The sequence below is a fragment of the Pseudomonas sp. D5(2026) genome (assembly GCF_057766845.1).
The window spans coordinates 1,569,064-1,594,809 of record NZ_CM173421.1 but is presented as its reverse complement, the minus strand read 5'-3'; the positions used below and the strand labels follow the sequence as shown (position 1 = coordinate 1,594,809).

19 protein-coding genes are annotated in these 25,746 nt (G+C 60.3%); all 19 read right to left on the bottom strand.

All coding sequences use genetic code 11. The features are described from left to right. Positions 1-18 precede the first annotated feature (18 nt). The 19 genes from AC3B5Q_RS07450 to AC3B5Q_RS07360 all read right to left on the bottom strand — a co-directional run bounded on the left by AC3B5Q_RS07450 (position 19) and on the right by AC3B5Q_RS07360 (position 25,745). The gene (locus AC3B5Q_RS07450; protein WP_053870526.1) at positions 19-1,374 is read right to left on the bottom strand and encodes a sigma-54-dependent transcriptional regulator; all 1,356 of its coding nucleotides are present in this window, start codon (positions 1,372-1,374) and stop codon (positions 19-21) included. After that, the gene (locus AC3B5Q_RS07445; RefSeq protein WP_103444739.1) at positions 1,374-2,591 is read right to left on the bottom strand and encodes a sensor histidine kinase; all 1,218 of its coding nucleotides are present in this window, start codon (positions 2,589-2,591) and stop codon (positions 1,374-1,376) included. Before AC3B5Q_RS07445 ends, AC3B5Q_RS07450 begins: the two co-directional genes overlap by 1 nt. A 626-nt stretch (positions 2,592-3,217) precedes the next feature. Continuing rightward, entirely contained in the window at positions 3,218-4,693 is a 1,476-nt protein-coding gene (gene fleQ / locus AC3B5Q_RS07440; RefSeq protein WP_021785174.1) for a transcriptional regulator FleQ, read from the bottom strand. A 169-nt stretch (positions 4,694-4,862) separates the two neighbouring features. Beyond that, positions 4,863-5,159, bottom strand: a complete 297-nt coding sequence (gene fliT / locus AC3B5Q_RS07435; RefSeq protein ID WP_101196519.1) for a flagellar protein FliT — start codon at positions 5,157-5,159, stop codon at positions 4,863-4,865. Positions 5,160-5,173: 14 nt separating this feature from the next. After that, positions 5,174-5,569, bottom strand: a complete 396-nt coding sequence (fliS, locus tag AC3B5Q_RS07430; RefSeq protein ID WP_012051622.1) for a flagellar export chaperone FliS — start codon at positions 5,567-5,569, stop codon at positions 5,174-5,176. Between the two features lie 137 nt (positions 5,570-5,706). Then, entirely contained in the window at positions 5,707-7,119 is a 1,413-nt protein-coding gene (fliD, locus tag AC3B5Q_RS07425) for a flagellar filament capping protein FliD (protein WP_448177055.1), read from the bottom strand. An 81-nt stretch (positions 7,120-7,200) separates the two neighbouring features. Next, positions 7,201-7,578 carry a flagellar protein FlaG gene (locus AC3B5Q_RS07420; protein WP_488392964.1) on the bottom strand — a complete coding sequence of 126 codons (378 nt, stop codon included), beginning with the start codon at positions 7,576-7,578 and terminating at the stop codon, positions 7,201-7,203. Positions 7,579-7,649: 71 nt separating this feature from the next. Continuing rightward, entirely contained in the window at positions 7,650-8,501 is an 852-nt protein-coding gene (locus AC3B5Q_RS07415; protein WP_488392963.1) for a flagellin domain-containing protein, read from the bottom strand. 252 nt (positions 8,502-8,753) lie between these two features. Then, positions 8,754-9,689 carry a ketoacyl-ACP synthase III gene (locus tag AC3B5Q_RS07410; RefSeq protein WP_014755773.1) on the bottom strand — a complete coding sequence of 312 codons (936 nt, stop codon included), beginning with the start codon at positions 9,687-9,689 and terminating at the stop codon, positions 8,754-8,756. A 212-nt stretch (positions 9,690-9,901) separates the two neighbouring features. Further along, complete coding sequence (locus AC3B5Q_RS07405) at positions 9,902-10,804, bottom strand: class I SAM-dependent methyltransferase (protein ID WP_029611824.1); 903 nt, start codon at positions 10,802-10,804, stop codon at positions 9,902-9,904. Between the two features lie 70 nt (positions 10,805-10,874). After that, the gene (locus tag AC3B5Q_RS07400; protein WP_488392962.1) at positions 10,875-11,828 is read right to left on the bottom strand and encodes an NAD-dependent epimerase/dehydratase family protein; all 954 of its coding nucleotides are present in this window, start codon (positions 11,826-11,828) and stop codon (positions 10,875-10,877) included. Beyond that, positions 11,828-12,958, bottom strand: coding sequence for an FkbM family methyltransferase (locus AC3B5Q_RS07395; protein WP_488392961.1), 1,131 nt, complete (start codon positions 12,956-12,958; stop codon positions 11,828-11,830). The genes AC3B5Q_RS07400 and AC3B5Q_RS07395 overlap by 1 nt, the downstream gene beginning before the upstream one ends. After that, positions 12,958-14,787 (bottom strand): thiamine pyrophosphate-binding protein, encoded by a 1,830-nt coding sequence (locus AC3B5Q_RS07390; protein ID WP_488392960.1) that lies wholly within the window; start codon positions 14,785-14,787, stop codon positions 12,958-12,960. Before AC3B5Q_RS07390 ends, AC3B5Q_RS07395 begins: the two co-directional genes overlap by 1 nt. 2 nt (positions 14,788-14,789) lie before the next feature. After that, complete coding sequence (locus tag AC3B5Q_RS07385) at positions 14,790-15,899, bottom strand: N-acetylneuraminate synthase family protein (protein ID WP_012051613.1); 1,110 nt, start codon at positions 15,897-15,899, stop codon at positions 14,790-14,792. Positions 15,900-16,053: 154 nt separating this feature from the next. Continuing rightward, positions 16,054-19,545, bottom strand: coding sequence for a glycosyltransferase (locus tag AC3B5Q_RS07380; protein WP_488392959.1), 3,492 nt, complete (start codon positions 19,543-19,545; stop codon positions 16,054-16,056). A 91-nt stretch (positions 19,546-19,636) separates the two neighbouring features. Next, positions 19,637-20,959: a lipopolysaccharide biosynthesis protein RfbH gene (gene rfbH, locus AC3B5Q_RS07375; RefSeq protein ID WP_488392958.1), complete on the bottom strand. Its 1,323-nt coding sequence runs from the start codon at positions 20,957-20,959 to the stop codon at positions 19,637-19,639. Beyond that, entirely contained in the window at positions 20,952-22,028 is a 1,077-nt protein-coding gene (rfbG, locus tag AC3B5Q_RS07370; protein ID WP_488392957.1) for a CDP-glucose 4,6-dehydratase, read from the bottom strand. Before rfbG ends, rfbH begins: the two co-directional genes overlap by 8 nt. Next, entirely contained in the window at positions 22,010-22,780 is a 771-nt protein-coding gene (rfbF, locus tag AC3B5Q_RS07365; protein WP_012051609.1) for a glucose-1-phosphate cytidylyltransferase, read from the bottom strand. The genes rfbG and rfbF overlap by 19 nt, the downstream gene beginning before the upstream one ends. Before the next feature lie 247 nt (positions 22,781-23,027). Then, the gene (locus AC3B5Q_RS07360) at positions 23,028-25,745 is read right to left on the bottom strand and encodes a glycosyltransferase (protein WP_488392956.1); all 2,718 of its coding nucleotides are present in this window, start codon (positions 25,743-25,745) and stop codon (positions 23,028-23,030) included. Position 25,746 lies beyond the last annotated feature (1 nt).

Below are 25,746 nucleotides of genomic sequence, written 5' to 3'. Positions count from 1 at the left end.
CATTCAGTTGGGTGCCAGTCAGCCGAACAGACTGGCCTCGACGTCAAACCCGGCATCGCGCATCTGTGCCAGCTTGTAGCGCAACGTCCGCGGGCTGATGCCCAAGCGTTCGGCCGCCTCTTTGCGGCGGCCGCGCTCAGCACGCAGGGTGTCGATGATCATCTGGTACTCGTGCCGACGCATGTCATCGCCCAACCCGCCGGCTTCGGCCGCCACGTCAGGTGATGGCTCGATGCTATCTGACAATGGAATGGCGCCCGCCAGACAAAAATCCGCCGCCTCGATCACTCCACCCTGCTGCAGGATCAGCGCCCGCTGCAGAGCGTTGTCCAGCTCGCGAACGTTGCCCGGCCAGGCATAGGCCTGCAGGCAGGCCCGCGCCTGCGGCGACAGACGCACCGGGGCATGCTTCATCTTGACCACATGCCGCGCCAGCAGGCGCTCAGCCAGCTGCAGGATATCGCCCGGCCGCTCACGCAGCGGGCGCCAGGCCAGCGGGAACACTGATAGACGGTAGTACAGGTCTTCGCGGAAGCGCCCGGCCGCCACTTCGCCGGCCAGGTCGCGGTTGGTGGTGGCCAGCACCCGAATATCCAGGCTGATCGGCTTGCGCCCGCCTACCCGCTCCACCTCGCGCTCCTGCAGCACACGCAGCAGCTTGGCCTGCAAGGCCATGGGCATTTCCGAGATTTCGTCGAGCAGCAGAGTACCGCCTTCGGCCTGCTCGAACTTGCCAGCCTGAGCAGCGATAGCGCCGGTGAAGGCGCCCTTCTCGTGGCCGAACAGGGTGGCCTCAAGCATGTTGTCGGGGATCGCCGCGCAGTTGATGGCCACGAAGGGTTGCGTGGCACGCTGCGACTGCTGGTGAATGTAGCGCGCCAGCACTTCCTTGCCAGTACCGGACTCGCCGGAAATCAGCACGGTCGAGTCACTGCGCGCCACACGGGCCGCCAGTTCCAGCAACTGGCGACTGGCCGGCTCGCAGGCCACCGGCCCCTCGTCGCCGGTGACCCGCCCGGCGGCATGCCGCTCCACGAGGCTGAGCAGCGCCTTGGGCTCGAACGGCTTGACCAGGTAGTCAGCGGCGCCTTGGCGCATGGCCTCGACCGCACGTTCGACAGCGGCATGCGCCGTCATCAACAGCACCGGCAACTGTGGTTGCTGGCGGCGCAGCTGGCTGAGCAACTGGTGCCCGTCCATGCCGGGCATGTTGACGTCACTGACCACCAGGCTGAAAGCGTCGTCCACCACGGCCTCCAGCGCTTCTTCGGCACTGCCCACCGCCTGATAGGCGAAACCGCCGATTTCCAGGGTATCGCCCAGCGCCTGGCGCAACACGCGGTCATCCTCGACCAGCAGCACCTTGATTGCCATTACACCCCCTCCGCCAATTGCCCGTCGATCAATGGCAACTCTACCCGCACGCAGGTACCACGGCCGACTTTCGAGCGCAGGCTGATCGTACCCTGATGCGCACGCACCACCGCCTTGACCACGGCCAGGCCCAGGCCGGTACCGGTGGCTTTGGTGGTGAGGAACGGCTCGCCCAAACGGCCGAGCAAGCCTGCATCGATGCCGCTGCCGGCATCGCTGATGCACAGGTGCAAGCTACGTTCGCGGCGGTACAGGTGCACCTTCAGCCGTGCCGGGCCATCGCTGGCCTGCAGGGCATTTTCAATCAGGTTGAGCAAAGCGCCGACCAAGGTGTCGCGATTGCACAGCAACTCACCCAGATGGCTGTCGCACTGCCAGCGCACGGCGTGCCCCTGCACATGCGCCTGGGCCGCCTGCTGCAGGGCCTGGAACAGCGCTTTAGGGGTCACCCGATCCCCCAGTGGCAACTCTCCACGGGCAAACACCAGCATGTCGCGCACCTGGTGCTCCAGTTCGTGCAGGCGTTCCTTCAAGGTCGCGGCGAAACGCAGGCGGGTTTCCGCGCTCAGCGCTTGCTCGCTATCGGCCAGGTGGCTGGCATACAGCATGGCTGCCGACAGCGGTGTGCGGATCTGGTGGGCCAGCGAGGCAACCATGCGCCCCAAGGACGACAGGCGCTCGTGGCGAGCCAGTTGATCCTGGAGGCGACGGGTTTCAGTCAGGTCGTTGAGCAGCACCAACTGGCCAGGCTCGGCATCCAGCGAGCGGGTGGCGATGGACAGACGGCGACCGTCGCGCAGCGAGACTTCGTGGCCGTCGTCCTTGCGCGGAGCAAAACTACGGGCGATCACCTGGCGCCACAATTGGCCGATCAGAGGTTCGCCGAGCAACTCGCAGGCGGCCGGGTTGGCTTCGCGCACCAGGCCTTGGCCGTCGATCACGATCACCCCACCGGGCAGCAAGTCCAGCAGATTTTGCAGGCGGTTGGCCAGGCGTTCCTTTTCGCTCAGTTCTTCGATGCGCTGGGCGCTGACCACCGCCAGCTCGCCCTTCAGTTCACTGACCCGGGCTTCGAGCAGGCTGTAGGACTGGCTCAGCTGGCTGGACACCTGATTGAACAGGGCAAAGGCTTGCGCGATACCCTGGCCGCTGTCCTGCGCGACCGGGGTTTGCCCCTGCTGATCGGGGGCTCGGGATACGTGGGCGGCCTGGGGCATCTTGCTCTCTCGCGTGGCTGACCGTCATAAAAACGGTGTGGTGCCAGCGGTGTAGCAATAGCCGTGCCGGAGATAGGGATTTGGGTTTGACGTGGGATTGCTTCAAGGCTGAGAAGTGTTCGCCTTGAGATTGGTTGTGCCTGGGAGATCGAGCGCCGCCCGCGCGGCGCATCGCGAGCTGCGCTCGCTCCTACGTTTGTTTCGGGCCAATCATTCCTGTTCCATTTGCGCGCGAACGCCTTGGCGCATGGCGCAATATCACGTTGTACAATCAAGCATCGCGAGCTGCGCTCGCTCCTACGCTTGTTTCGGGCCAATCATTCCTGTGCCATTTGCGCGCGAACGCCTTGGCGCATGGCGCAATATCACGTTGTACAAACAAGCATCGCGAGCTGCGCTCGCTCCTACGCTTGTTTCGGGCCAATCATTCCTGTTCCATTTGCGCGCGAACGCCTTGGCGCATGGCGCAATATCACGTTGTACAAACAAGGCGGTCGCGCGTGCCTGTCACAGGCGTTACTGGCCTGAAACAAACGTAGGAGCGAGCAAAGCTCGCGATGCGCCGCGCGGGCGGCGCTCGATCTGCGCCCAAACGCAAAACCCGAGACAAACACCCCGCCCAAACATCAATCTTCCGCCTGTTCCTCACCGCCCTGGCGGCTCATGCCGTACTTGCGCATTTTCTCGACCAGGGTGGTACGGCGAATACGCAAACGTTCAGCCGCGCGCGCAACGATACCGTTGGCATCGTCCAGGGCCTGCTGGATCAGCCCCTGCTCCAGGCTACCCAGGTAGTCCTTGAGGTCCAGGCCTTCGGGCGGCAGCATGGCGTGGTTGCTGAAGTTTGGTGTGTGGCCATTGATCGCCACGCGCTCTTCAAGGTCGCTGCGCAGGCTGTCGACCATCTGCTCGTCTTCGTCATCGACGTAGCGGAATTTCTTTGGCAATTCCGACACGCCAATGACCCCGTACGGGTGCATGATCGCCATGCGCTCGACCAGGTTGGCCAGCTCGCGCACGTTGCCCGGCCAGCCATGACGACACAGCGACATGATCGAGGCGGAATTGAAGCGAATGGAACCACGCTTCTCGTGCTCCATGCGCGAAATCAGCTCGTTCATCAACAACGGGATGTCTTCCACGCGCTCACGCAGCGGTGCCATTTCGATGGGGAACACATTCAGGCGGTAGTACAGGTCTTCACGGAACGTGCCGTCCTCGATCATGGTTTCGAGGTTCTTGTGCGTCGCAGCGATGATGCGCACGTCGATGCTCTGGGTCTTGTTGCTACCCACACGCTCGAAGGTACGTTCCTGCAGCACACGCAGCAGTTTGACTTGCATTGGCAACGGCATGTCGCCGATTTCGTCGAGGAACAGGGTACCGCCGTTGGCCAGCTCGAAACGCCCGGCACGGCTGGTGATGGCCCCGGTAAAGGCCCCCTTCTCGTGGCCGAAGAGTTCGCTTTCCAGCAGCTCGGCCGGGATCGCACCACAATTGACTGGCACGAACGGCGCTTCGCGACGTTTGGAATGGTAGTGAAGGTTGCGGGCCACCACTTCCTTGCCGGTACCCGACTCGCCCAGGATCAGCACGCTGGCGTCGGTATCCGCCACTTGCTGCATCATCTGCCGTACGTGCTGGATGGCACGACTGGTGCCGACCAGGCTGCGGAACAGATTGGGCTCGCGCTGACGACCGCGCTCGCGTGCCTGGTCATACATTTCGCGGTAGACCTGGGCACGGTGCAGCGAATCCAGCAACTGGCTATAGCTTGGCGGCATTTCCAGGTTGGAAAGCACCCGACGGCGAAGGTCTTCCGGGAACTCCGCAGAAGAAATTTCACCTAAAAGCAGAACCGGAAGGAACTCATCCCAGGTAGCCACTGTCTTAAGCAAGCCAAGCAGATTGCCCGGAGCATTCACGGTGCCGATGAGCACGCACAGCACTTCGCGGCTCGAGGACAATGGCTCGACAACCTGCTGCCAGTCATGGCTGGCACATGCGAGGTTTTCTTCGCCGAGGAAGTTCAGCACCACCGCAAGGTCGCGGCGGCGCGCGCTGTCGTCATCGATCAGCAGAATCTTGGTTTCACGCCACATGCAATAGCAACTTCCCTAGTCATATCGGCGCCCTGCGGGGGCGTGCTCGACATCATTCCGACTGAATGGTCAGTGTTCGGACGTCTGAAATTCGAAAACAGCCACTAGTAAAGTCAAAAAACACCGATCAGTCAAATTAATGGCGCACGGCTTTTTGCAACAACGGTGGTCAGGTGAACAAATGGTATACCTTTGCCGCGTTCTTCGCCTGACGGATTTTCGTCATTTCATCGACCAAGGATTGACGTTCACCACTTGCAACCTCGATTAGTTGGCGGTACACGACCAGCAATTGCTCGAGACTGGCACTGACATCCGCCTCATTGCCTTTGGCTTCGGACACCATGTCACCGATGCGCAAGCGACATTCCAGGTCCAACTCCCCCACCGCTTCCCAGTCGCGGTCAGCCAGCGCTGCCAGCAGCATGTCCCGGGTCTGTTCGATTCGGGCGATTACTTCGCTCATGTCATGCTCCTTTATCAGGAAGCCGACGACTGATCGCCGATTGCATCCCAACCTTCCTTCACAGTGATCAGAAGGCGCGCGACCTCGTCGATGATGGTCGGGTCGCCTTTGAGATTGGCTTCGGTCAGGCGGCGACTCATGTAGATATACAGGCTATCCAGCTCAGCCAGGTTGTCACCATGGTTTTCCAGATCCAGCCCTTCACGCAGCCCACCGATGATGTCGATGGCCTTGCCGAGCAGAATACCTCGCTGCGCAATGTCATTGCGCGCGATGGCACCTTTAGCCTGGGCCATACGATCAAGGCCGCCCTGCATAAGCATCTGTACCAGGCGGTGTGGACTGGCTTCGGACGTCTGCGCCACGCCGTTGACTTTCTGGTATTGCCGAAGGGCCAACATCGGGTTCATGGATCTACCTCGTTGCAGCGAAAAAGGTTGCTTGTACCTGTGTATCGCCTGAGCGTCAAAAAACTTTAGTGCCAACAAAAAAGCCCGGAGCGACACTGGTCGCTGCCGGGCTTTTACATGGCAAAAGGCGAGATCGATCAGGAGTTCTTGGCCTGAGCGTTGATAGCGTCGAAAACCGATTTGATCTGGTCGGCCTGGGCATTCAGCTTGGCCACGGCGGTGTCCATTGCCACCCACTTCTTGGTCAGCGACTCGGTCAAAGCCTCGGTGCGACGATCCAGCGCAGTCTGCTGGTCTGCCAGGTTCTTCGCCACCTTATCCAGGTTGCTCTTGCGTGTGGCCAGGCTGCCGTCCGTGGAGTTGTAAGGATCGATTGCCTTGTTCATGCGTTCGATCAGCCCATTGGAGCCGGTGAACAACTCCTGAACTTCGGAGCCCAGCTTCTTGTCGTTCATCGCCGCGGTGAACTTGGTCGAGTTGAACTCGAGGGTGCCATCTTTCGTGGTGTTGATACCCAACTGGCTCAGGGTCGTCAGCTGGTCACCCGCCCCAACCTCTGACAGCACCTTGCGAACATCGTTGACCAGCGAACGGGTGGTCGGGTCGTTGCTCAACGGGCCGAGCGATAGGTTGTCATTCTCATCACGCGTGGACGTTGTCAGTGCAGTAATGGTTTTTTGCAACGTGTTATAGGCATCGACGAAGGACTGAATCGACTTCTTCAGACCATCATTGTCCTGCGACACCGAGACATTGGTTGGCACACCATCGCTACCCGACCTGGCGCTGACGCCCGTCAGCTCCAGCGTAATACCACTAATGGCGTCGGTGATGGTGTTCTTATTGCTGGTGACCACCAGGCCGTCGATGGTCAGCTCGGCATCCTGCGCCTTGGCGGTAATAAACCCGGCGCCGGTATCCGACATCTGCTGAGTACCGTCGATTTCAAGCTCAGGGACACCGCTGACCATGAGGTCGGTATTGGCACCGGTGGTAGTTGAACTGAACACCAGCCGCGCACCATCCTTGCCGTTCACGATGTTGGCGGAGATACCCTGGACGGCCAGCTCTTTGTTGATCTGGTCGCGCACGGACTGCAACGAGGCACCATCTTCAACTTCGAGCTCATAAGTGTTGCCATTCTGCTCGATAGTCAGCGTACCCCCCGTAACCGTTGCAGCCGCACCGCCAGCAATAGGGGCACTCGCCACTTTCGAGCCGGTCGCCAGGCTGTTGACCACAATGTCATAGCTGCCTGCCACTGCCGTGTTGCCAGCCGTCACCTTGACCACCGACTCATTGGCCGATTTGGCGGCATACGCATTGAAAGCAGGACTGGTGGAGCTGTTCAGCTTTGCCATGGCGTCCTGAAACGCCGTCAGGGCACTGCGAAGCGAGCCCACACCGGAAATCATCGCGGTATTGTTGCTGGTCTGCCGAGTGATCTGCGCCTTCTTGGCCGCCGTGTCGGCATTGACCAGCGCCGCGACCATTTCGGTGATATTCAGCCCCGTACCTTGACCGATACTGGAAACCAGGGTGCCCGCCATACAGTTATCCCTCTTTGTTGACCGTTAGTACCTGCTCCTGCAAGCCTGACGTGATTCCTGCCTTAGCACATTCTCCGCCGATCAAACCTTGGCGTCGAACAAAATACTGTTTACATCGCTCAGGTTATGCGCAATCCGCAATGCCTCTTCAGAAGGCAATTGGCGGATTAACTCGCCGGTTTCACTGGCGATGACCTTGACTACGATCTTTCCGGATTCTTCGTCCGTGGAGAATTCCAGTTTGCGTCGGGTGGAGCTGAGAAACTTTTCAATTTCCGAAACAGCGCTTTTCACTTTTTCGGCATCATTGCTGTGCTCGGCAGCACTGATGGCATTGGGTGCCAGCGTGTCACTGCCGCTGCGCGAAGCCTCCTCGGCACGAGCAACCGGTTTTTCGCCAGCCTGTTCGGCGGGGCGGGATGCCGGGTAGGACAGATTCAGCTTGACGCTCATGTCCATGTCTACCACCTCATAACGAAAAGGCGGGGAAGCGCCTTAGAATGCACTCCCCCGCCGATCACCATCAGTAATTACTGAAGCAGCTTCAGTACGGCGGATGGCAGTTGGTTGGCCTGGGCCAGAATCGAAGTGGAAGCTTGCTGCAGGGTCTGCTGCTTGGTCAGCTGAGCAGTTTCGGCGGCGAAGTCGGTGTCCTGTACACGGCCACGGGCGGCTTCGGCGTTTTCGTTGATGTTCTGCAGGTTGTTGATGGTGCTGGTCAGACGGTTCTGAACGGCACCCAGGTCGGCACGGGTGCTGTTGATCGCGTTCAGCGCGTCATCAATAGCGCTCAGGGCGGCGGTGAAGGTCGCTTCGGCAGCGGTGCTGTCAGCACCGGTGATGCTCTTGCCACTCAGGCCGCTCAGCGCGCCAGTGGTGTTCATGGCATCGCTCAGGCTGATGGTGATCTGGTTGTCGCTGCCGGTGTTGGAGCCAACCTGGAAGGTCATGTCGCTGGCGCTACCGTCCAGCAGGTTCTTGCCGTTCAGCTGGGTCGAACCGGCGATACGGTCGATCTCTTTGAGCATCGACTGGAATTCTTTATCCAGTGCATCGCGGTCTGCTTCGCTGTTGTTGTCGTTTCGCGACTGAACAGCCAATTCACGCATACGTTGCAGGATGTTGGTCTGCTCTTGCATCGCGCCTTCAGCGGTCTGGGCGATGGAGATGGCGTCGTTGGCGTTTTTGATCGCCATGGTCTGGCCACGGATCTGCGAAGTCATGCGGGTAGCGATCTGCAGGCCGGCAGCGTCGTCTTTGGCGCTGTTGATTTTCAGGCCGGAAGAGAGACGGGTCATCGAGGTGCCCAGTGCATCGGAAGCCCGGTTCAGGTTTTTCTGAACGCCCAGGGAGGTGGTGTTGGTGTTTACAGTCAAAGCCATGACGAATTCCTCGTTGGATTGGGTACTACGGCTTCCGGCCTTGGCAATTCGCCGGAGGTGGCACAGAGAACCTTCGTAATAGTTATCGTCGTCAGGGCGTCTTGCTTTAGCGCAATTTCAAAAAAAATTGCTGGCACCGTGCCAGCCCAATGAAATCAAGGAGTTGACGCCAATTTGCAGTCGCCATTTTGATGCAGGATAGAAAGTAAAACGCCGTCAGACGATGACGGCGTTGTTGAAGGCTACGAACGGTCAGTCGCAGCGTTCGATAATGGCCGAGCCCCACGACAAGCCCACCCCGAAGCCACTCAACGCCACGCGCTTGCAGCCGGAGCCAAGCACGTGCTTTTCCAGCAGCAGCGGTATGCTCGAGGACACGGTATTGCCCGTCTCGACCATATCCTTGACAAACTTCTGCTTGTGCTCGCCCTCATCGAAGCGCGACGAAACGGCATCCACGATCGCCGCGCTGCCCTGATGCAGGCAGTACAGGTCGATGTCGTCGGCCTGAAGTGAGCTGGCTTCAAGCAACTGTTGCAAGTGCGCCGGCACCTTGACCAAGGCAAAGTTATAGACTTGGCGACCATTCATGAAGAACTTGCCATCGGTGGTACGCAAGTGCTCGGCACCCGCGCCATCGCTGCCGAACAACGACTTGCCCAATTGCCAGGCAGCGTCCTCACCCATCCAGGTGGCGGTGGCGGCGTCACCAAACAGCATGGTGGTATTGCGATCTTCCGGGTCGACAATCTTCGAGTAAGGGTCGGCAGTGATCAGCAGGCCGTTTTTGAGGCCCGCGGCCTCCATGAAACCCTTCATCGCATACAAGCCGTAGACATAGCCCGAGCAGCCCAGTGAAATATCGAAGGCCGCAACGGCGGTCGAAAGCCCGAGCTTGTGCTGAACAATTGCCGCGGTATGCGGCAGACCTTCGGCATCGCCGTTCTGAGTGACCACTATCACTGCGTCAATGGCAGCTGGATTCAGCGACGGGTTGGCGGCAAACAATGCATTGGCTGCCTCGACGCAAAGATCGGATGTTTCCTGGTTGGCATCCTTGCGCGGCAAGAAGGTGGAACCGATCTTGCCGAAAATGAACTCTTGATCCTTGCCGAATTTCGCACCTTGGGCGTAGTTGTCTACACCATTCACAGGTACGTAACTGGCGATGCTTTTAATGCCAATCATTGTGGCTTCCCGGTTGACATGGCGGATAGTGCGGGATCGGGCCTGAAACTGGCCTCGTCAGGCCATCGACGTAGCTGCCCGCTGACTTGATAGATTAAAGATGCACGTTTCGACTGCCAAGTCACGGTTATACGACCAAAGCGGCAAATGCCGCAATGCCGGGGCCGCTTTTGCATGGTTTTCACGCAGCCCGAGCGCCGCCCCCCCTAAGGTCACGCGCCTCCAGGTGCCTTTTTCACAACCGCCTGAAGCAGGTGCCCTGCCGAACCCAGCTTGGCATCGCTGGCAAACGCGGTTGACTGAATATCCAGGACGGTGAAACCGCCAAGTGCGAACAGATGGGTAAGCGCTGCCACCGAAAAGAAGTTGATATGTTCATGCCAGTGCCGCTTTTGCTCAGCCGAAACCTGATTGTTGCCAACCATCAACACCTCGTGGGGTAACTCAACGTACAGCAACGTATCGTCGTGCATGCAGGCGCTTATCTGCGCAAGTGTGTCCGTTGGATAAGGAACATGCTCAAGCACATGCCGGCACACGATCAAATCGTAGGAGCGGCCTCGCACCTCGTCCTTGGTCACGCTGCTGGTACCGGGCACGGTGGGCTTTTTGTCGATATCGTAGATATCGGTCGAGTAGCCCTGCCCTTTGAAAGGTGTATTGGAGCCATCCCCTCCACCCCAATCCAGAACCTGCGTAGGCGCGATATGCCGAAGAATGTATGAACGGGTCAGGCCAAGCAGCTCGCTGGGCGCGCTCAGTGCTTTGTTGCGCTCCCTGAAGCCTGGCTCATAGTGTTCTCGCAAATCTTCATAAGCCTTGCCGTAGTAACCGTCATAGAGGCGCTGCATCTCCCGTTCCGAAAACCGGATATCCAGAAACAGGAACTCACACCGCGCGCAGTGAAGGGTATTGCACACGCAGTAGGCCGTTCCCTGAGGGATACTGTTCAACCCCCAACTGTCGTCGATGACTGCGGGCGCCCAACCAAGCGCCCGATGCGACACAAAAGGCATCAGCACCGCAGGAGACCGCGACAACTGCGCCGACCCACAGCAAACGCACCGGGTAGCAACGCGTTCGCGTGCACTGGCGGGAAACACATCGTTGATCATGAAGTCAGACCTAGCATGTCCAGGTAAAAATGGGGTTATTGCGCCGCGGCCAGTTCAACCGGGCAGCCCTCTAAATCGCCGCGTCCTTGATCGACTGCTGCAAGCCATGACGCAACTGCAACCCGAGCTCCGAGCGCGCCTTGTCGATGCACGGCACATACCGGTTCCGGAAACTCCCCACGGCAGCCTGTGCAGCTGCAATGTGCACAGGTTTTTGTGGTGACAGCACGTCACGCACCTGATGAGCGAGCTCAGCGATCGTCACCGCCTTATCCGACCCGACGTTGTAAGCAGTGCCCGCGCGACCTTGACGCAGCATCACATCCAGCCAGTGAGCCAGGTCACGCTGGTCCATGTAAGACCGCACAGGCGTTCCATCCCCGCTGACGCGAATGGCGTTCGATTCAAGGGCGTCGCGAATGAAATTGCCTATCGCGAAGTGCACATCGCGCGGCAGGTCCCTGCCGACGAAGGCGAAACAGCGGGCGATGACCACCTCCAGGCCAAACTGCTGCTGGTACAAAATGCACAGATGCTCGGCGCAGCGCTTGGCAACGCTATAGGCATGGGCAGGCTCCAACGGGTCGGGCAAGCCATGGTAATCCTCGGGGATCTGCTCCATGCCCTGCGGCTGGGGGCCGTACACGCCACCGGAACTGGTCATCAACAAGCGCGGGATACGCTGCCTGACGGAATAATCCAGCACATGACGGGTGCCATCGACGATCTGGATATAGCGCTGCAATGGACTGAGCTGTGCCCCGGCAGTCGAATCGGCTGCCGCATGCAAAACATGAGTGAAGCCCCTCGCTTCAGGGAAGGACGCAGGCTGCAGAATGTCGCCATGCTGCAGACGCAGCCACGCCAAGCCGGAAAACTCAGGATGCCTGGCCAGAAAAGCCTCTGGCGATCGGCTCAATACCGTGACCAACGGCACCTGCAAACCTGCATTGGCGATATCCAGCCAATGCCGCAACAGCGCCTTGCCGAAAAAACCGGTACCGCCGGTCAATAACAGGTTCATCAGTTCGGCACTGCGTACAAGACCGAATCGAACGTGTTCGGGCAGTGCTGCCGAATATGGAACCGGTAATCGGAGCAAAACTCGAACAGCAACTCCGGCAGTTCCCACAAATCCTGAGGGTTATGGTACAGCGACACAATCAGAACCGGGCGGCAACGCCGAATGATCTGTTCAGCACCACGCAACACCTGAGCTTCAGCGCCCTCAACGTCGAGTTTGATCAGGTCGACCGGCGCGCTTGGCAGCATCTGATCCAAGGCAACGGCTGCAATCGATACGCCGCCACCTTGCTGGCTGATAGAGCAAGCCTCACCCTGGCCAGCATTGAAAGTGAGAATGCCGTAATGCTCAGCGGCCGCCAATGGCAAACAAATTGCGCGGGTATCTTCAGCCCCCACTCGCTGCACCAACCGAGCGAAGTTTTCAGGGTCAGGCTCAAGTAGAAACGCTCGGCTGCAGGAAATTTCGGGCCAGGCAATCAACTCTTCGTAGCTGTCACCGTCGTAGGCACCACAATCGACGTACGTGATATCGCGCCCCTGCAAGGCCGGCAACGTCAGCGCATTGATGTACCGTTCCTCCTCCGACAGGAAGCTGGCGTACTCCAGGTCTAACCCGAGCCGGAATGCACACATCCGATAAAGAAGCTGCTGGCTTTCATCATCAGCCAGCTTGTCTGCCACGCGCCCGATACGCTCCATGGCGTCCAGCAGGTAGCTACGGCTGCTCAGCCAGAACCGCCACCCCAGGGCCGAAGCGAACTGCTCGTACAACTCCCAAGGCATCAATGGCTTGGCAAAGCCTGCCTCGGCAACGATCGACAACAACTCATCGTAAGGCGCATCGCGATTGAAAATACCGAGTGCAAGTTGCGCTTCGGGCACCTGGAGGGCCAGTGCGTGCCAGTTCAATACTGGCAACCCTAGGGCCGAATCGATGCGTGGCGATGTCTCTACAAAGCCCGCAACAGCAATACCTTGCTGCTGTGCGGCGGTGGCCAGGCTACGACCGAAGTTCCCCGCACCGAAGATCCACAACGGCCGCTTTGGATCAATACGAGCAGGTACAACGTCCGCTGCCCGGTCACGCAGTGCAATGAAGTCTTGAAAGCGATCTCTCTTCTCAGCCATTACATACCACCTTTATCGGTGTTGGGGACGGCACGCAGCGCTGCAGCTTCTGCACGAATTTGTGCCATCGTTTCCGGCTCGAGGAACGGGTGCATGTCATCGAGTTCCGGGGTGACGAAAGCACCGTTGGCATCGACCCGCGACTTGATACGCGGCACGAACTCCTGCCGAGGGTCGACGTGCAGGTCGATCAACATCGGGCCATCACTTTCCAGAAGCGCATCAAGCCGTGCCAGGTCGCCCTGTGTAGCGATGCTTTCGGCGCGCAGGCCATAAGCGCTGGCCACGGCAGTGAAGTCCGGGAATTCCACGCCTGATTCGGGCGTGGCGCCGATCACTCGGCCAAAGAAGTTTTCGTGCGTTTGCCAGATCGAGAGGTAACCTCGATTGTTAAGCACAATCACGATCACATTGACGCCGATGGTCTTGAGCGTTTGCAGCTCCTGAATGTTCATCTGCAGGCTGCCGTCACCGGCAAAGCAGATCACCCGGCGTGCGCCCTCCGCTTTCGCGGCCGTCGCCGCACCAATGGCCGCAGGCAGGTCATAGCCCATCGACGCGGAGCCCGAGTTGCTGAACAGGCGCTGATCCTTCTGCAAGGCGCCTATCTGGAATGGCAGGATGCAGGCTGACGCATTGCCACACACCACGATGTCATCCGCACGCATCTGCGCAAAGATGCGCTGCACCATCAGGTACGGGTTCAAAGGCCCATCGGCTTTTTGCGTGTGCTCCGCCGATGCCGGATAGGTACGCCCGATGTGCTGGCACCATTGCACCCACGGCGCAAAACTCTGCAGGGTGGCCTTTGCCAGCTCTTGCTCGAAGACATCGAGGAAGTCTGCCAGGTCAGCGGCAACGCCGAAGTCCGGGCGCACGGTGGGCTTGTTCAGCTCGGCGGCGTCAATGTCGACCTGAGCCACCCAGGCGTGCTTGGCGAATGCCTGCCAGTTGTAGCTGGTCTGCCGCACATTCAGACGCGACCCAAGCACCAGCACAAAGTCAGCCGCCTGCAAGCAGAAGTTGCCGGCACGGGTACCGATAGTGCCAGGGCGACCGGCGAACAATGGGTGATCAGACGCGATCAGATCATGGGTCCAGGCGGTCGCCAGGGGGATGCCGTAGCGCTCCACCAGCGCCAGCAGCCGTTGTTCGGTGCGTGAAAGGCGCACGCCAGTGCCGCCCAGCACCACTGGGCGGTGCGATTGCAACAGCTTGCCGACGATATCACGGCAGGCGGCGCGCAAATCCTCGGCTCGGGGCGGCTGGATCAGCGATGGCGCGGGGATATCGAGCTGTGCTTTGGATTGCTGGATATCCAGTGGGATATCCAGCCAGACAGGCCCGGGGCGACCGCCTACTGCTTCGGCGAACGCCTTGGGCAGCATGACCTCCACATCCTGCTCCGAACGCACGATCTGCGCGTACTTGCAGACCGGGCTAGCCATGGCGATGGTCGGCCCCTCCTGGTCACCCAGCTGACGCAGGCCTGGCACATCCTGGAAAGACACACAGGTTTCGCGCTTGATCTGGCCGGACAGCACGATCATGGGGATGGAGTCGGTGAACGCCCCATGCACGCCGTTGAGCGCGTTGATAGAGCCCGGACCGGTCGTCAACATCACCACGGCCGGCTTGCCGGTGATGCGCGCATAACCTTCGGCGGCCATGGCACAAGCCTGCTCATGGTGCATGAACGTGCAACGCAGGTGCTCATGGCCACCCAAAGCCTGGTTGAGGAACATGGCACCGCCGCCGGTGACGGTGAAAACCTGTTCGACCCCTTGCTGAACCAGCCATTGCGCAATTTGCTGGGATACTGTCGCCATCATCACAGCCCCCGGCCCAGGATCAGTTCTTTCAGTGCCGGGGTTTCACTGTAAGGCCCGTCAATGTGGTCGATAGTAAGGCGTTCGTTTGCCTTGATCGGCTGCAGCAGCGTTTCACCGTTCATTACTTCCCGGCAGGACAGCTGCCCTTTGTGCAGCGGGATTGCAAGGTAGAAGTCCTTTTCGAACTCGTCCCGGTTCAGCACGTAGCCCGGCGACAGGTCCCGACGTGCATAGGCACCGCGCACGAGTGCATTGAGGTACTCGGTTTCTTTACGCGAAATGATGCGTCGAGTGCCGCTGACACCCCCGCACATTTCCTTGGCCTTGTGGAAGGCCTTGTACCAGGTATCGCATTGCTCAGGGAGCGAGCAGTAGTTGGAAACCGGCACACCTTGGTATTGGATATCAATGTGCCTTTCCCAGGTACGTACACCTTTACCGTAGGAAATGAGCATGGACGAGTGCCAGTCGTGGTACTCATGGGTAGACAAGCCAATGACATGCCCAGGGTAACGGTTGCGCAGGTAGTCGATCTGATCGAGCTGCAGCTCGTCGTCCTCGCTGGGGTACAGCGAAACACAATGGTTGATGGCCAGCGGGATATCACGCTTTTCAAAGTAGCGAACGATATCGTCCAGGTCTTTTTCCGATGCGCCGCCCGTGGAAATGATGGTTGGCCGGCGGGTGGACGCAATTTTCTCGATAAGCGGCCAGTCGTTCATGTCGGAACTGGCGATCTTGATGATCGGCATGTCGAATTCGACGCACAGGTCGACCGAGGCTTCGTCGAATGGGGTCGCCATGGGAATGCAGCTCAGGTTGCGGACTTCTTCCACCATGCGGGCAAACTCTGCCTTAGTCAGGCGAGTGTCCTCGGTCTTCTTCACATAGCGAAGGTCTGCGGTACCCTTGAAATCAGGATGAATGAACTCATCGACATCGCGGAACTGCAGCTTGATGGCAGCCTTGACGTTGTTGTAACGCGCGATCGTTCCGTGGTCGCGGACAATTTTCAGCCCGCGCTCCAGCTTGCCCCAATGATTGTTGGCGAGCTCCAGTACGAACAGGTTTTCAAACAGATCTTTGTCACGCTGACTAATGGTTTTCACCGGATACTCCCCTGGTTGCCGTGGGCCAGGTCGATTTGACCCCAAGGCATGCTGTGTTTTATGTGCGGCTGATGCCGGCAGTACACGCCGCCTTGGGACGTGCCCGGCGGCTGTTGGAATGGTTGACTGTTCGCTCTCAGTGTGTGGTCCGCCCTCAACCTGGCAGCCAGGCGTCAAGCCATTGGCGTGCATAGCCTTCATCCAGCATGTGCCGTGCCAGCACCTGCTCGCGCAGTGCTTGCGCGCCCCTTGCGCTGGCAGCAGGCTCGGCAAGGTGCGCCTGGATAGCACTGACCCAGTCGCCGGCCGTGTTCCTGACTCGGGTCACGGGCAACCCTTGATAGGGCAACACGTCACTGCAAACCAGCGGATAGCCGCACGCGGCATATTCCAGAAGCCGCACATTGCTGCGACACGCGTCAAGCCAGCCATCGCCTAGAGGTGCCAGCGCCAGGTCGAGCCCCAGCGACATGAGCTTTTGCGGGTAGTCATCGTAGGGCACCGGGCCATGTAACTCGCGCAGGTAGGGCTGCAACTGGGGCGGGCATTCACCCAGACAGACCCAGTCCACATCAGCACGCATGGCCTGAACGATCTCCAGCATGAGGCGCTGAACGCGGGCGTCGAACTGATCACCCACCCACCCTATACGAGGGCGACTACCTGGCTGCCGTCGAGTGGCCAACGCCCCCCAGCGGGCCGGGTGCAGACGATCCGGCACGACACGAATATCGGCGCAGAAGCCTTGCAGCGCTTCAGCCAAAGCCTGGGTTGGCACTACCAGCCGGTCCACAACGCCGACAGACCACCGCAGCGCACCTGCAATATCGTCTTCAGCCAGGCCAGGCAAGTCGGCATTCACATCGCCCACCTTGAATGCGCGGGAGAACCGGGCGTTGCAACGTAACGCCTGAATTTGCGCGTCGTTTGCCGGCCGCCCCATTACCCAACTGTCGGGCTGCAGCCGCTCCACCTCGGCGGGCAGATAAGGCCGCAAGGCCAGTCGGACATCAGCCAGGCCGGCAATACTCATGGACAAGGCAGGATCGACGATCCGGCTACGAGCAGCGCCGGCAAGTTCGCCCGGCATGCTCAACAGCACGGGTAACGGATGCCAGCTCAGGGGGTTCCATGACAGGCCCGGGTCAGTCTCGAGCTCAAAGCCAGCTCCCTGCAAAGACAGGTTGCGGTTGTAGGCCGGATCGCGGGCGATGACAGGCAGCCATCTGCCATACACCGCTTCCTGTTCGGCCTCGACCGCTTCGGCAGGCAGACACTCGCCCTGCCCTTCGCACACCACCACTGCATGGGGGGTCCACACCGTAAGATAACCAGCCTGCCGCGCCTTCAGACATAGATCGAGGCTGGCACCCGTGCGCTGCGTCAGGCGCTCGTCCATTCCACCCACATCCTGGTAAAGCGCCCGGCGAATCAGCAGACAAGCGCCAGACACGGCACTCAGGTTCTGATCCAGCTCAAGCCGGCGCATGTACCCCTCATCCTGCGCAAGCCCGGAAAACGCCGAGTTGCCAGGGCCGTTCAAGCCCAGGACCTGCACCGCCTGTTCGACCATGCCATTGGGATGCATCAACCTGGCGCCGACGATGCCTACTTCCGGGCGCTGGCCGTGGTTGAGCAAGGCATCCAGCCAGTCATCGTGCACAATCACGGTATCCTCGTGCAGCAGCACCAAGTACTCGCCCCGCGCATGCCTGGCCGCCAGATTACAGGCAGTGGCATGGTCACGTACCGACGCGTCACTCAGCACGCTGACCAGGTTTTGCTCCCGCGCCACAAGGCCAGCCAGCCAGGCTCGGGTAGCCGGGCTCCCGCTGCCATCGTTTACCAGCAAAATCTCGAAGTGGGGGTAACGGGTCTTTTCAAGCAAAGCATGCACGCAGCGTTGTACGTGATCGAGACGCCCGCTGCATGGCACAACCAGCGAAACCAATGGCTGCTCGGCGTGACCATAATCGATGCGATGAATGCCTGGCCGGTGCATGCGCACCTGCGCCTGGGTGTAGCCGCGCCGTTGCAAATGGCGCAGCAGCACCGCCTGTTCCTGAGGGCTGTGAACAGGCGCCTCGCCCGGCGAAATGCACACAGGCTCGCTAACATGAGCCAGCCCGTCGAGGCCATCGGCATCTTCGATCAAGTGCAACAGCAACGCGAGCTCCGCCGCCCCCGCGCAGGCCAGGTCGAAACCGCCTGCCTCAAGGAATACCTCGCGGCGATAGAACCAATGCCGCGCCAGTTGGGCCGGGCTGGCCAGCAGCATGTCGAGATTGAAGTCGGGGCGCAGCAGCGCCTGTTGGGTGCCCTGCGGGGTGGTAACCAGTTCATCGGCATACACCGCACGCACTTGGTCGCCCTCAAGCAATTCCAGTGCGAGCATCAACAACCCGAACGGTGTGAACGTGGTACCCGCACGCACAAAGCAGAGCCACTGTCCGGTCCCTTGTTGCAGGACCAACTGGTTAAGCGTGGCAAGCTCGCAATCAGCTGGCAAGTGGACGGCGACCTGCTGATACATCTGCCCCTGCAGGCTTTTGCGCGTCGCCTCGACCGCAGCTGGCTGGCCGTCCGGGATGATGACGAAATCGAACCAGGGCAAATCCACGCGCCTGTCTTCCAGACGCCGGGCGATCAGCTCTGCCTGGGCATCAGTAGGGCGACGGGACCGCAGCCACTGGGCAACCTGTGCATCTGGCCGACCTGCTGCCCCCTGCATGGCATCTGGTTGCAGGTCTGTGCATGGCATGGCCTGGGTCTGTTCGATGAAACTAGCCAATTGTTCCCAGAACCGGCCCTGCAAGTCAGCGTACTTTTGCTGAACGATGGCCAAACCCGATCGGGCATGCTCGATAGCCTCAGGCGTGTCTTCGAAGGCCAGCCCGTGTGTGCCGAACTCGCCAATACCGAGCGGCGTACCATCGAAAAAGGGCGATTTAAGCACCACGGCCGGACAACCACACAACATCGCTTCCAGCGCAGTTGCGGTGGAAGAGAAGCAATAAATGCCCTCACTGCGCCGGAACAGCTCAGCCATTTCCCGAGGGGTGGCTGGCCATTCGTTGGTAATGAGCGTGCATCTCGCCGCCAGCTCGGGGTGTTCCTGAAGTGCATGGGTATGGCGCCCCGGATAGATCAGCCAACCTTTGCGATGGCCGTCATAGGGGTTGCCATGGTTGTTGAACAGCGACGTGTCGATCGGCGGCAGAAACAGTATGCGCTCAGCCCCTGCCCCATTGGGCAGCAGATGCTCACCGTAGGCAAAGATCATTTCCGAGTCGGCAAACTCCGTATCCCCTGCGATCAACCCTGGCACGTTGAGCAAGTAACGCACTACCGACCGTGCGTTGGTCGGGTTCCCCGAGACCACCTCCGGGTACACCACGATAGGCTGGCGCCCGGCCTGCTCATGCTGCTGCCTCAGCTCATTGGTGAGCAGCGGAGTGTGCCACATCGGGTTGGTCGTGGAGCTGTACAGGTAGGCATCCTGGCCGCACCGGTTCAGCAGGTGACACAACATGTGCATCACCCGGATACCGGCCGAGTTATGCCGGTAGGCGGGCGCAACGATGTAATACGGGCGCGGCGACACAACGTGCAATGGCGGATAGTGCTGAGTGCTCACAAGCTGCATCCTGGATGTGGCAACGACGGGCGTGCGACGCTGGCTCGGGCGAACAACCTGCGGCCGCGCCCGGTAAACCGTTCACACGCGAATACGCCCATCAACGCAGCCTCCGTACATAGGCTTCGATGCTGTCGGCCACATGCTCAAGATGGTCTTTGCCAAGCCCTGGCCACAGACCGACCCAGAAGGTGTCCTTCATGATCTTGTCTGTCACCGTCAGGTCACTGGCTACCCGGTATTGCTGGTCTTTCATGTAGGGCTGTCGTGTAAGATTGCCAGCGAACAGCAGGCGAGTACCCACCTTCTGCGCATCGAGATGACGCAAAAGATCCAGCCGCTCGACGCCACAACCATCACGCAGCGTCAGCGGGAAGCCGAACCAGGACGGGTCGCTGTTGGGGGTGGCATGTGGCAGGATCAGCTGCTCCACACACCCGGACAAGCGCTCGCTGAGCCAGGCAAAGTTACGCTTGCGTGCAGCGATGAAATCATCCACCCGGTCCATCTGCGCCAACGCACAGGCCGCCTGCATGTCGGTGATCTTGAGGTTGTAGCCCAGGTGGGAATAGGTGTACTTGTGGTCGTAACCTTGCGGTAGGTCGCCCAGCTGCCAGCAGAAACGCTTGCTGCAAGTATTGTCTTCGCCTGGTCCGCAATAGCAGTCACGCCCCCAATCACGGAACGATTCGACGATACGCTTGAGCAGCGGAGAATCGGTGAAAACCGCCCCGCCCTCGCCCATGGTGATATGGTGGGCCGGATAGAAGCTGAGCGTACCGAGGTCGCCAAAGCTGCCTACCTGGCGGCCATCGTATGTGGCGCCGAGCGCATCGCAGCAGTCCTCGATCAACCATAAACCGTAGCGGTCGCACAATTCTCGTACCACGGCCAGGTTGAACGGATTGCCCAGCGTGTGGGCCAGCATGATCGCCTTGGTCCGCGGGCTGATCGCCGCCTCGATCAAGGCCGGGTCGACGTTATACGTACCCATCTCGATATCGACGAAGACCGGCACGGCACCAAATTGCAGGATCGGGTTGACGGTGGTAGGAAAACCCGCCGCCACGCCAATCACCTCGTCCCCCTTACGAATGGCACGATCCCCCAGGCGTGGCGAAGTCAAGGCGGAAAACGCCAACAGGTTCGCCGAAGAGCCGGAGTTGGCGGTGAGCACGCCACGCCGCCCCAGGTAACGTGCCAGGCGTTTTTCGAATGCCTGATTGAAGCGCCCGGTGGTCAACCAGCCGTCCAGTACAGCTTCGGTCATGGCTTGCAGTTCGGGTGCACCAATGACTTTGCCAGAGGGCGGAACCGCATGCTGGCCAGGTACAAAAACGGGCGCGGCCAGTTCCAGTTCGGCATAACGGCCAACGAGCTCGGTAATTTGCTGGCGCAACCGCTGCGCCGTTTGATCAGTCATTGAACTCACCTTCGTGTGCCGCTATTTGCGTGCGGCAGTATTGCTGCATGTCTTGGCCATCGCGCCAGGCGCGATGCCATTCAAGGGTGTGACGCAACGATTGCTTCAGGCCCCACTTGGGCCGCCAGCCCAAGCGTTGGCGAGCTCTGGAGGAGTCGAGGGTCAACAAGCCTGCTTCATGGGGCTGCACGTGCGGGTCGACAGACCAACCCGCTTCGCCTGGCCACAACTGCGCCATGGCATGGACCAACTCACCCACGGTAGCCGTCCCACCGCTGTCAGGGCCGAAATTCCAGGCTTCTGCCACGTCCTGACCACGCTCGATCAACGCCTGGGCCAGCAGCAGGTAGCCCTCAAGCGGGTCGAGTACGTGCTGCCACGGGCGCACGGCATCGGGATAGCGCAAGGTCACCGACTCCCCGGCTTCCCAGGCACGCAGGATATCGGGCAGCAACCGGTCTGCTGACCAGTCACCGCCACCAATCACGTTGCCCGCACGGGCCGTCGCAAGCGCCACTCCGCGGTCGCGCAGGAACGACTCGCGCCATGAGGCGCAAAGCAGCTCGACACACGCCTTGCTGCTGCTGTAAGGGTCATGCCCCCCCAAGGCATCCTGCTCACGGTATGGCCATTGCCATTCGCGGTTCTCGTAGCACTTGTCACTGGTGACTACCAGTACGGCACGCACACTGTCGCACTGCCGTACGGCTTCAAGCAGGTTGAGCGTGCCGGTAACGTTGGTGGCGTATGTTTGCGCCGGGCTGCGATAGGACTCGCGCACCAACGGCTGCGCGGCCAGGTGCAGGACAATCTCGGGGCGAAATGCCGCAACGCTGCGCAGCAACCGGTCAGCATCACGAACATCGGCAAACTCGCCAGCCACGCACTCAGCCAGCCTGGCGCTGCCATAAAGCGAGGGCGAGGTATCGGGGGCCAGGGAGTAGCCATACACTTCGGCGCCCATCTCCCGCAGAAAAAGGGCTAGCCAGCCGCCTTTGAAGCCGCTGTGCCCTGTCAGGAAAACCCGACGCCCCGACCAGAAGCTACGGCTCATGACCAGATGCGCCATTGTGCTTCATCGGCCTTCCAGCGCTCTTCCAGGTAACTGCGATCGCGCAGCGTGTCCATGGCCTGCCAGAAGCCACGGTGCACGTGGGTCATCAGTTGGCCATCCTGCGCCAAGGCACGCATCGGCTCATATTCCCAAGTGGTAGCGTCGCCCTCGATATAGTCGAAGATCCCAGGTTCGAGCACGAAGAAGCCGCCATTGATCCAGCCACCGTCGCCCAGTGGCTTTTCCTGGAAGCCATGCACCTGCTCGCCTCGCACATCCAGTGCACCGTAACGCCCGGGCGGCTGAACGGCAGTGACGGTCGCCAGCTTGCCATGGCGGTTGTGGAAATCGATCAGGGCTGGCAGGTCCACATCGGCAACGCCGTCGCCGTAAGTCAGGCAGAAGGTTTCGTCGCCAACGTAATCGCGTACCCGCTTGAGGCGCCCGCCAGTTGCCGTATTCTCGCCAGTGTCCACCAGCGTGACTCGCCAAGGCTCGGCATGACGGTTGTGGATATGCATCTGGTTTTCCGACATGTCGAAGGTGACATCTGACATGTGCAGGAAATAGTTCGCGAAGTACTCCTTGATCACATAGCCCTTGTAACCGAGGCAAATCACGAAATCGTTGATCCCGTGGTGGGAGTAGATTTTCATGATGTGCCAAATGATGGGCTTGCCACCAATTTCGATCATCGGTTTCGGGCGCAGATGCGACTCTTCACTGATACGGGTACCCAGGCCACCGGCCAGGATGACTGCTTTCATTGTCGACACACCTTGACAGGCTGACGCCCATAGCGGGCTGACAAAATACTGACCAATTCAGTACGTTGCCGTTATCTAGCAAAAAGATTGCCAATCAGCCTGAGTGGGCAAGGTAAATGCGCGTGCAGCGGGAGATACCGCTCAAGCGTGGAGCCGGCCTTGAACGGCCGGGCTCGCGGGTAGTGTCGAAACAGGCACCACAGGGCTGCGATGTCAGCTTGCAGCCCTGTCAATAATCCGCCTCGACCTATTCGACCTGTTCCAGCCAGCCTAAGGACGAGGCAGCCTGCTCACTGAAGGCCGAGGGCCAGCGATCGAACAGCGCCTGCGCCAACGCATGATCCGCTTCAGGCAGGGCGCTGAGCAGCAGCCTGGCTTGCGGCGTCCAGACCACCAGTTGCCCGGCCTCGACAACGGCCCGGCACAGGTCGATATCAGCACCTTGGGCAACCTGCAAACCCGCGCAATGCTCGAACACCTCCTTGCTCACCATCAGGCAGTCGGCACTGACCGCCTGACAACCGCGCACTGCCAATGGCCACCGGGCTTCAGCACTCGCTAGCGGCTTCATGCCCTGCCAGGGCGAAGCCAACTGCGGCCCCTGCAGCAAGGCATAACCTGCATGCAGAAGCGCAGTATCCCCCCCCTCGAGGCAAGCACCGACCACACCCACTTCCGGGCGCTGAGCCTCATTGAGCAGCGCCTCGATCCAGGCAGGGGTAATGACCTGACTGCGCTCAGACACCAGCACCAGATAAGCCCCTCGTGCCTGGCTCGCCGCCAGGTTCAGCCATTGGCTGCGCGACCCGCCCGGCTGACCGACCAGAACATGCACCTTGCCGGCGAACGGCTGCAGCGCCGCAACCTCGTGCTCGGTACACACCACCAGCACTTCATAGCGTGGGTAACGGGTACGCTGCAGCACGCTCCGCAGGCAAGCCTGCAGCTGCGAGGCATCGCCTTCACTCGCGACGAGCACGCTTACCAACGGCGTGGACGAATGGCGGTAGTCGATAGACAACCCTTCATTTGCCTGTATCTTCACCTGCGCGCGATAACCCAATTGCGTCAGATGCCGACCAACCACCTTGGCAGCTTCCTCATCCAGTGCACTACCGCCCTGCTGTCCGATCACCAGATAGTCGGCCATGTGCGCCAGGCTGCTCAAGCCCTGGGCCTCTACCAGTCGCAACAGCAGGTCGAGCTCCAGCGCCTCGCGGCAGGTTTCGCTGTACCCCCCCAGATCCAGCACCGCCTGGCGACGTACCAGCCAATGCCGAGACATCAACCCAGGCTGACTGCGCAGCAGATCGAGGTCCGCACCTGGGCGTTCGACACTGTGCAAACGCCCTTGACTGTCACGCTGTACTTCATTGGCGGCGATGGCATGGCAGGCCGGGGCGTCGACAAGCTCCACCGACAGGCGCAACAGACCTCCGGCAAGCAGCACATCACCAGCACTCAGCAGCATCAGCCAGGCACTCGGCAACTGTCGTACCGCCTGATTCAGGTGATTCACCCAATTGCTGTCACTGACCTGAATGAAATGCAGCGTGTCGCGCGGCGTGGTGATGGCCGGTGGCTTGCCAGCCTTGAGCACTAGCAGCTTGAAATTGCGTATGCCGCTGGCAAGCAGGCTGTCGAACGTAGCCTGAAGCGCTTGATCGTCGTTTTCAAGATCGAGAACCACGAAGGCGATCTGCTCGGCCGGGTGCTTTGCCAGGTACCGGAGCACGCGCTGGCGCCCCGCCTCATCCGGTGTAGCGGCAGCGATGGCATCGATCACCTGACCCGACGGAGTACCTTGCAAACGGCATTGCTCATGGATACCCGGGACCTGTTCGAGGCGTGCCAGCCAATCCGTCAGCTCACGAACATGCGCAGCTTCCTCTGCCCTGTCCAGCGTGGACAACAGCAGATGGCAGACTTCGCTGTTGAACAGACTCAACGCCAAGGCCTGCCAATAGCGGTGGTTCAAGCTTTCTGCAGTATCGTTGGGGTGCGCTTGCAACAAGTCACGCTGCTGCACCCAGATTCCTTCTAGCGCACGTAGCTGCTGAGGGCTGGTCGGCCAGGCGTGACACAGAAACTCAAGCTCGGTCAACCGTGCAAACAGGGCGCCGTTGTAATAGGGCAGCTGTACGTCCTGATGCGGCTCGAACAAACGCTCCGGGTCATCGATGACACTGCGCCAGTTGGACGTGAAGATCAACGACGTCGCACCCAGATCGTAGGTGTTGCGCACGAATCTGTTGAGGGCCGTGTAGCCTTGTTCGTCGCCATATAGGTGATACAGTTCAGCGTCCCACTGACGCAAGCCGCGCACCAGCTGAGTCAGGCGTTCTTCACGCTCCACCGGGCTGTAGCCGGTGGGCTCATGCTCACTCACCACATCGGTCTGGGCCAGATGTGCAACCGGCCCTTGTGCCAACACTGCAAGGGATATCGCCACACGCGCGGCAGGCGCATCCAGATTGTCTGGCAAGGCCGTCAACACGGCTTGCAAAGTTGAGACACGCATGACTGCACGCCAGGCTTGCTGCCCAGCCCGGGCGTACTGCAAAAGCCTGGCTGTAGCGGTTTCGGCAACGGCAGGCGCAAATGCCGAGCCTACCCGGTAGTACTCGACCTTGCCACTCGCAGGCCTGTAGCCCAACAACTGGCCTTGCGCAGCCACAACCCCAGGTTGCGCGTGCAGGCACACCGCTGCATTGTCCAGAGATGGGGCCAGCACGAAGTCGGTATCCAGCGCCAGCACCACATAAGCCGTGGCGAGCCCCGCCAGACATTCCGCGAGGGCCTGTGCGAACCCGGCCGAGCTCGACCCTGGCGGTAAGTCAAACGCCACACAGGGCACCTGAGCCTGCTGGTAGTAGTGCTGCGCGCGGACGCGGCTGTGCGCCTGATCCTCGCCCAGCAAAACAACGGTCACATCATTGCGCGAGCCGATTGCGGTATCGATCATA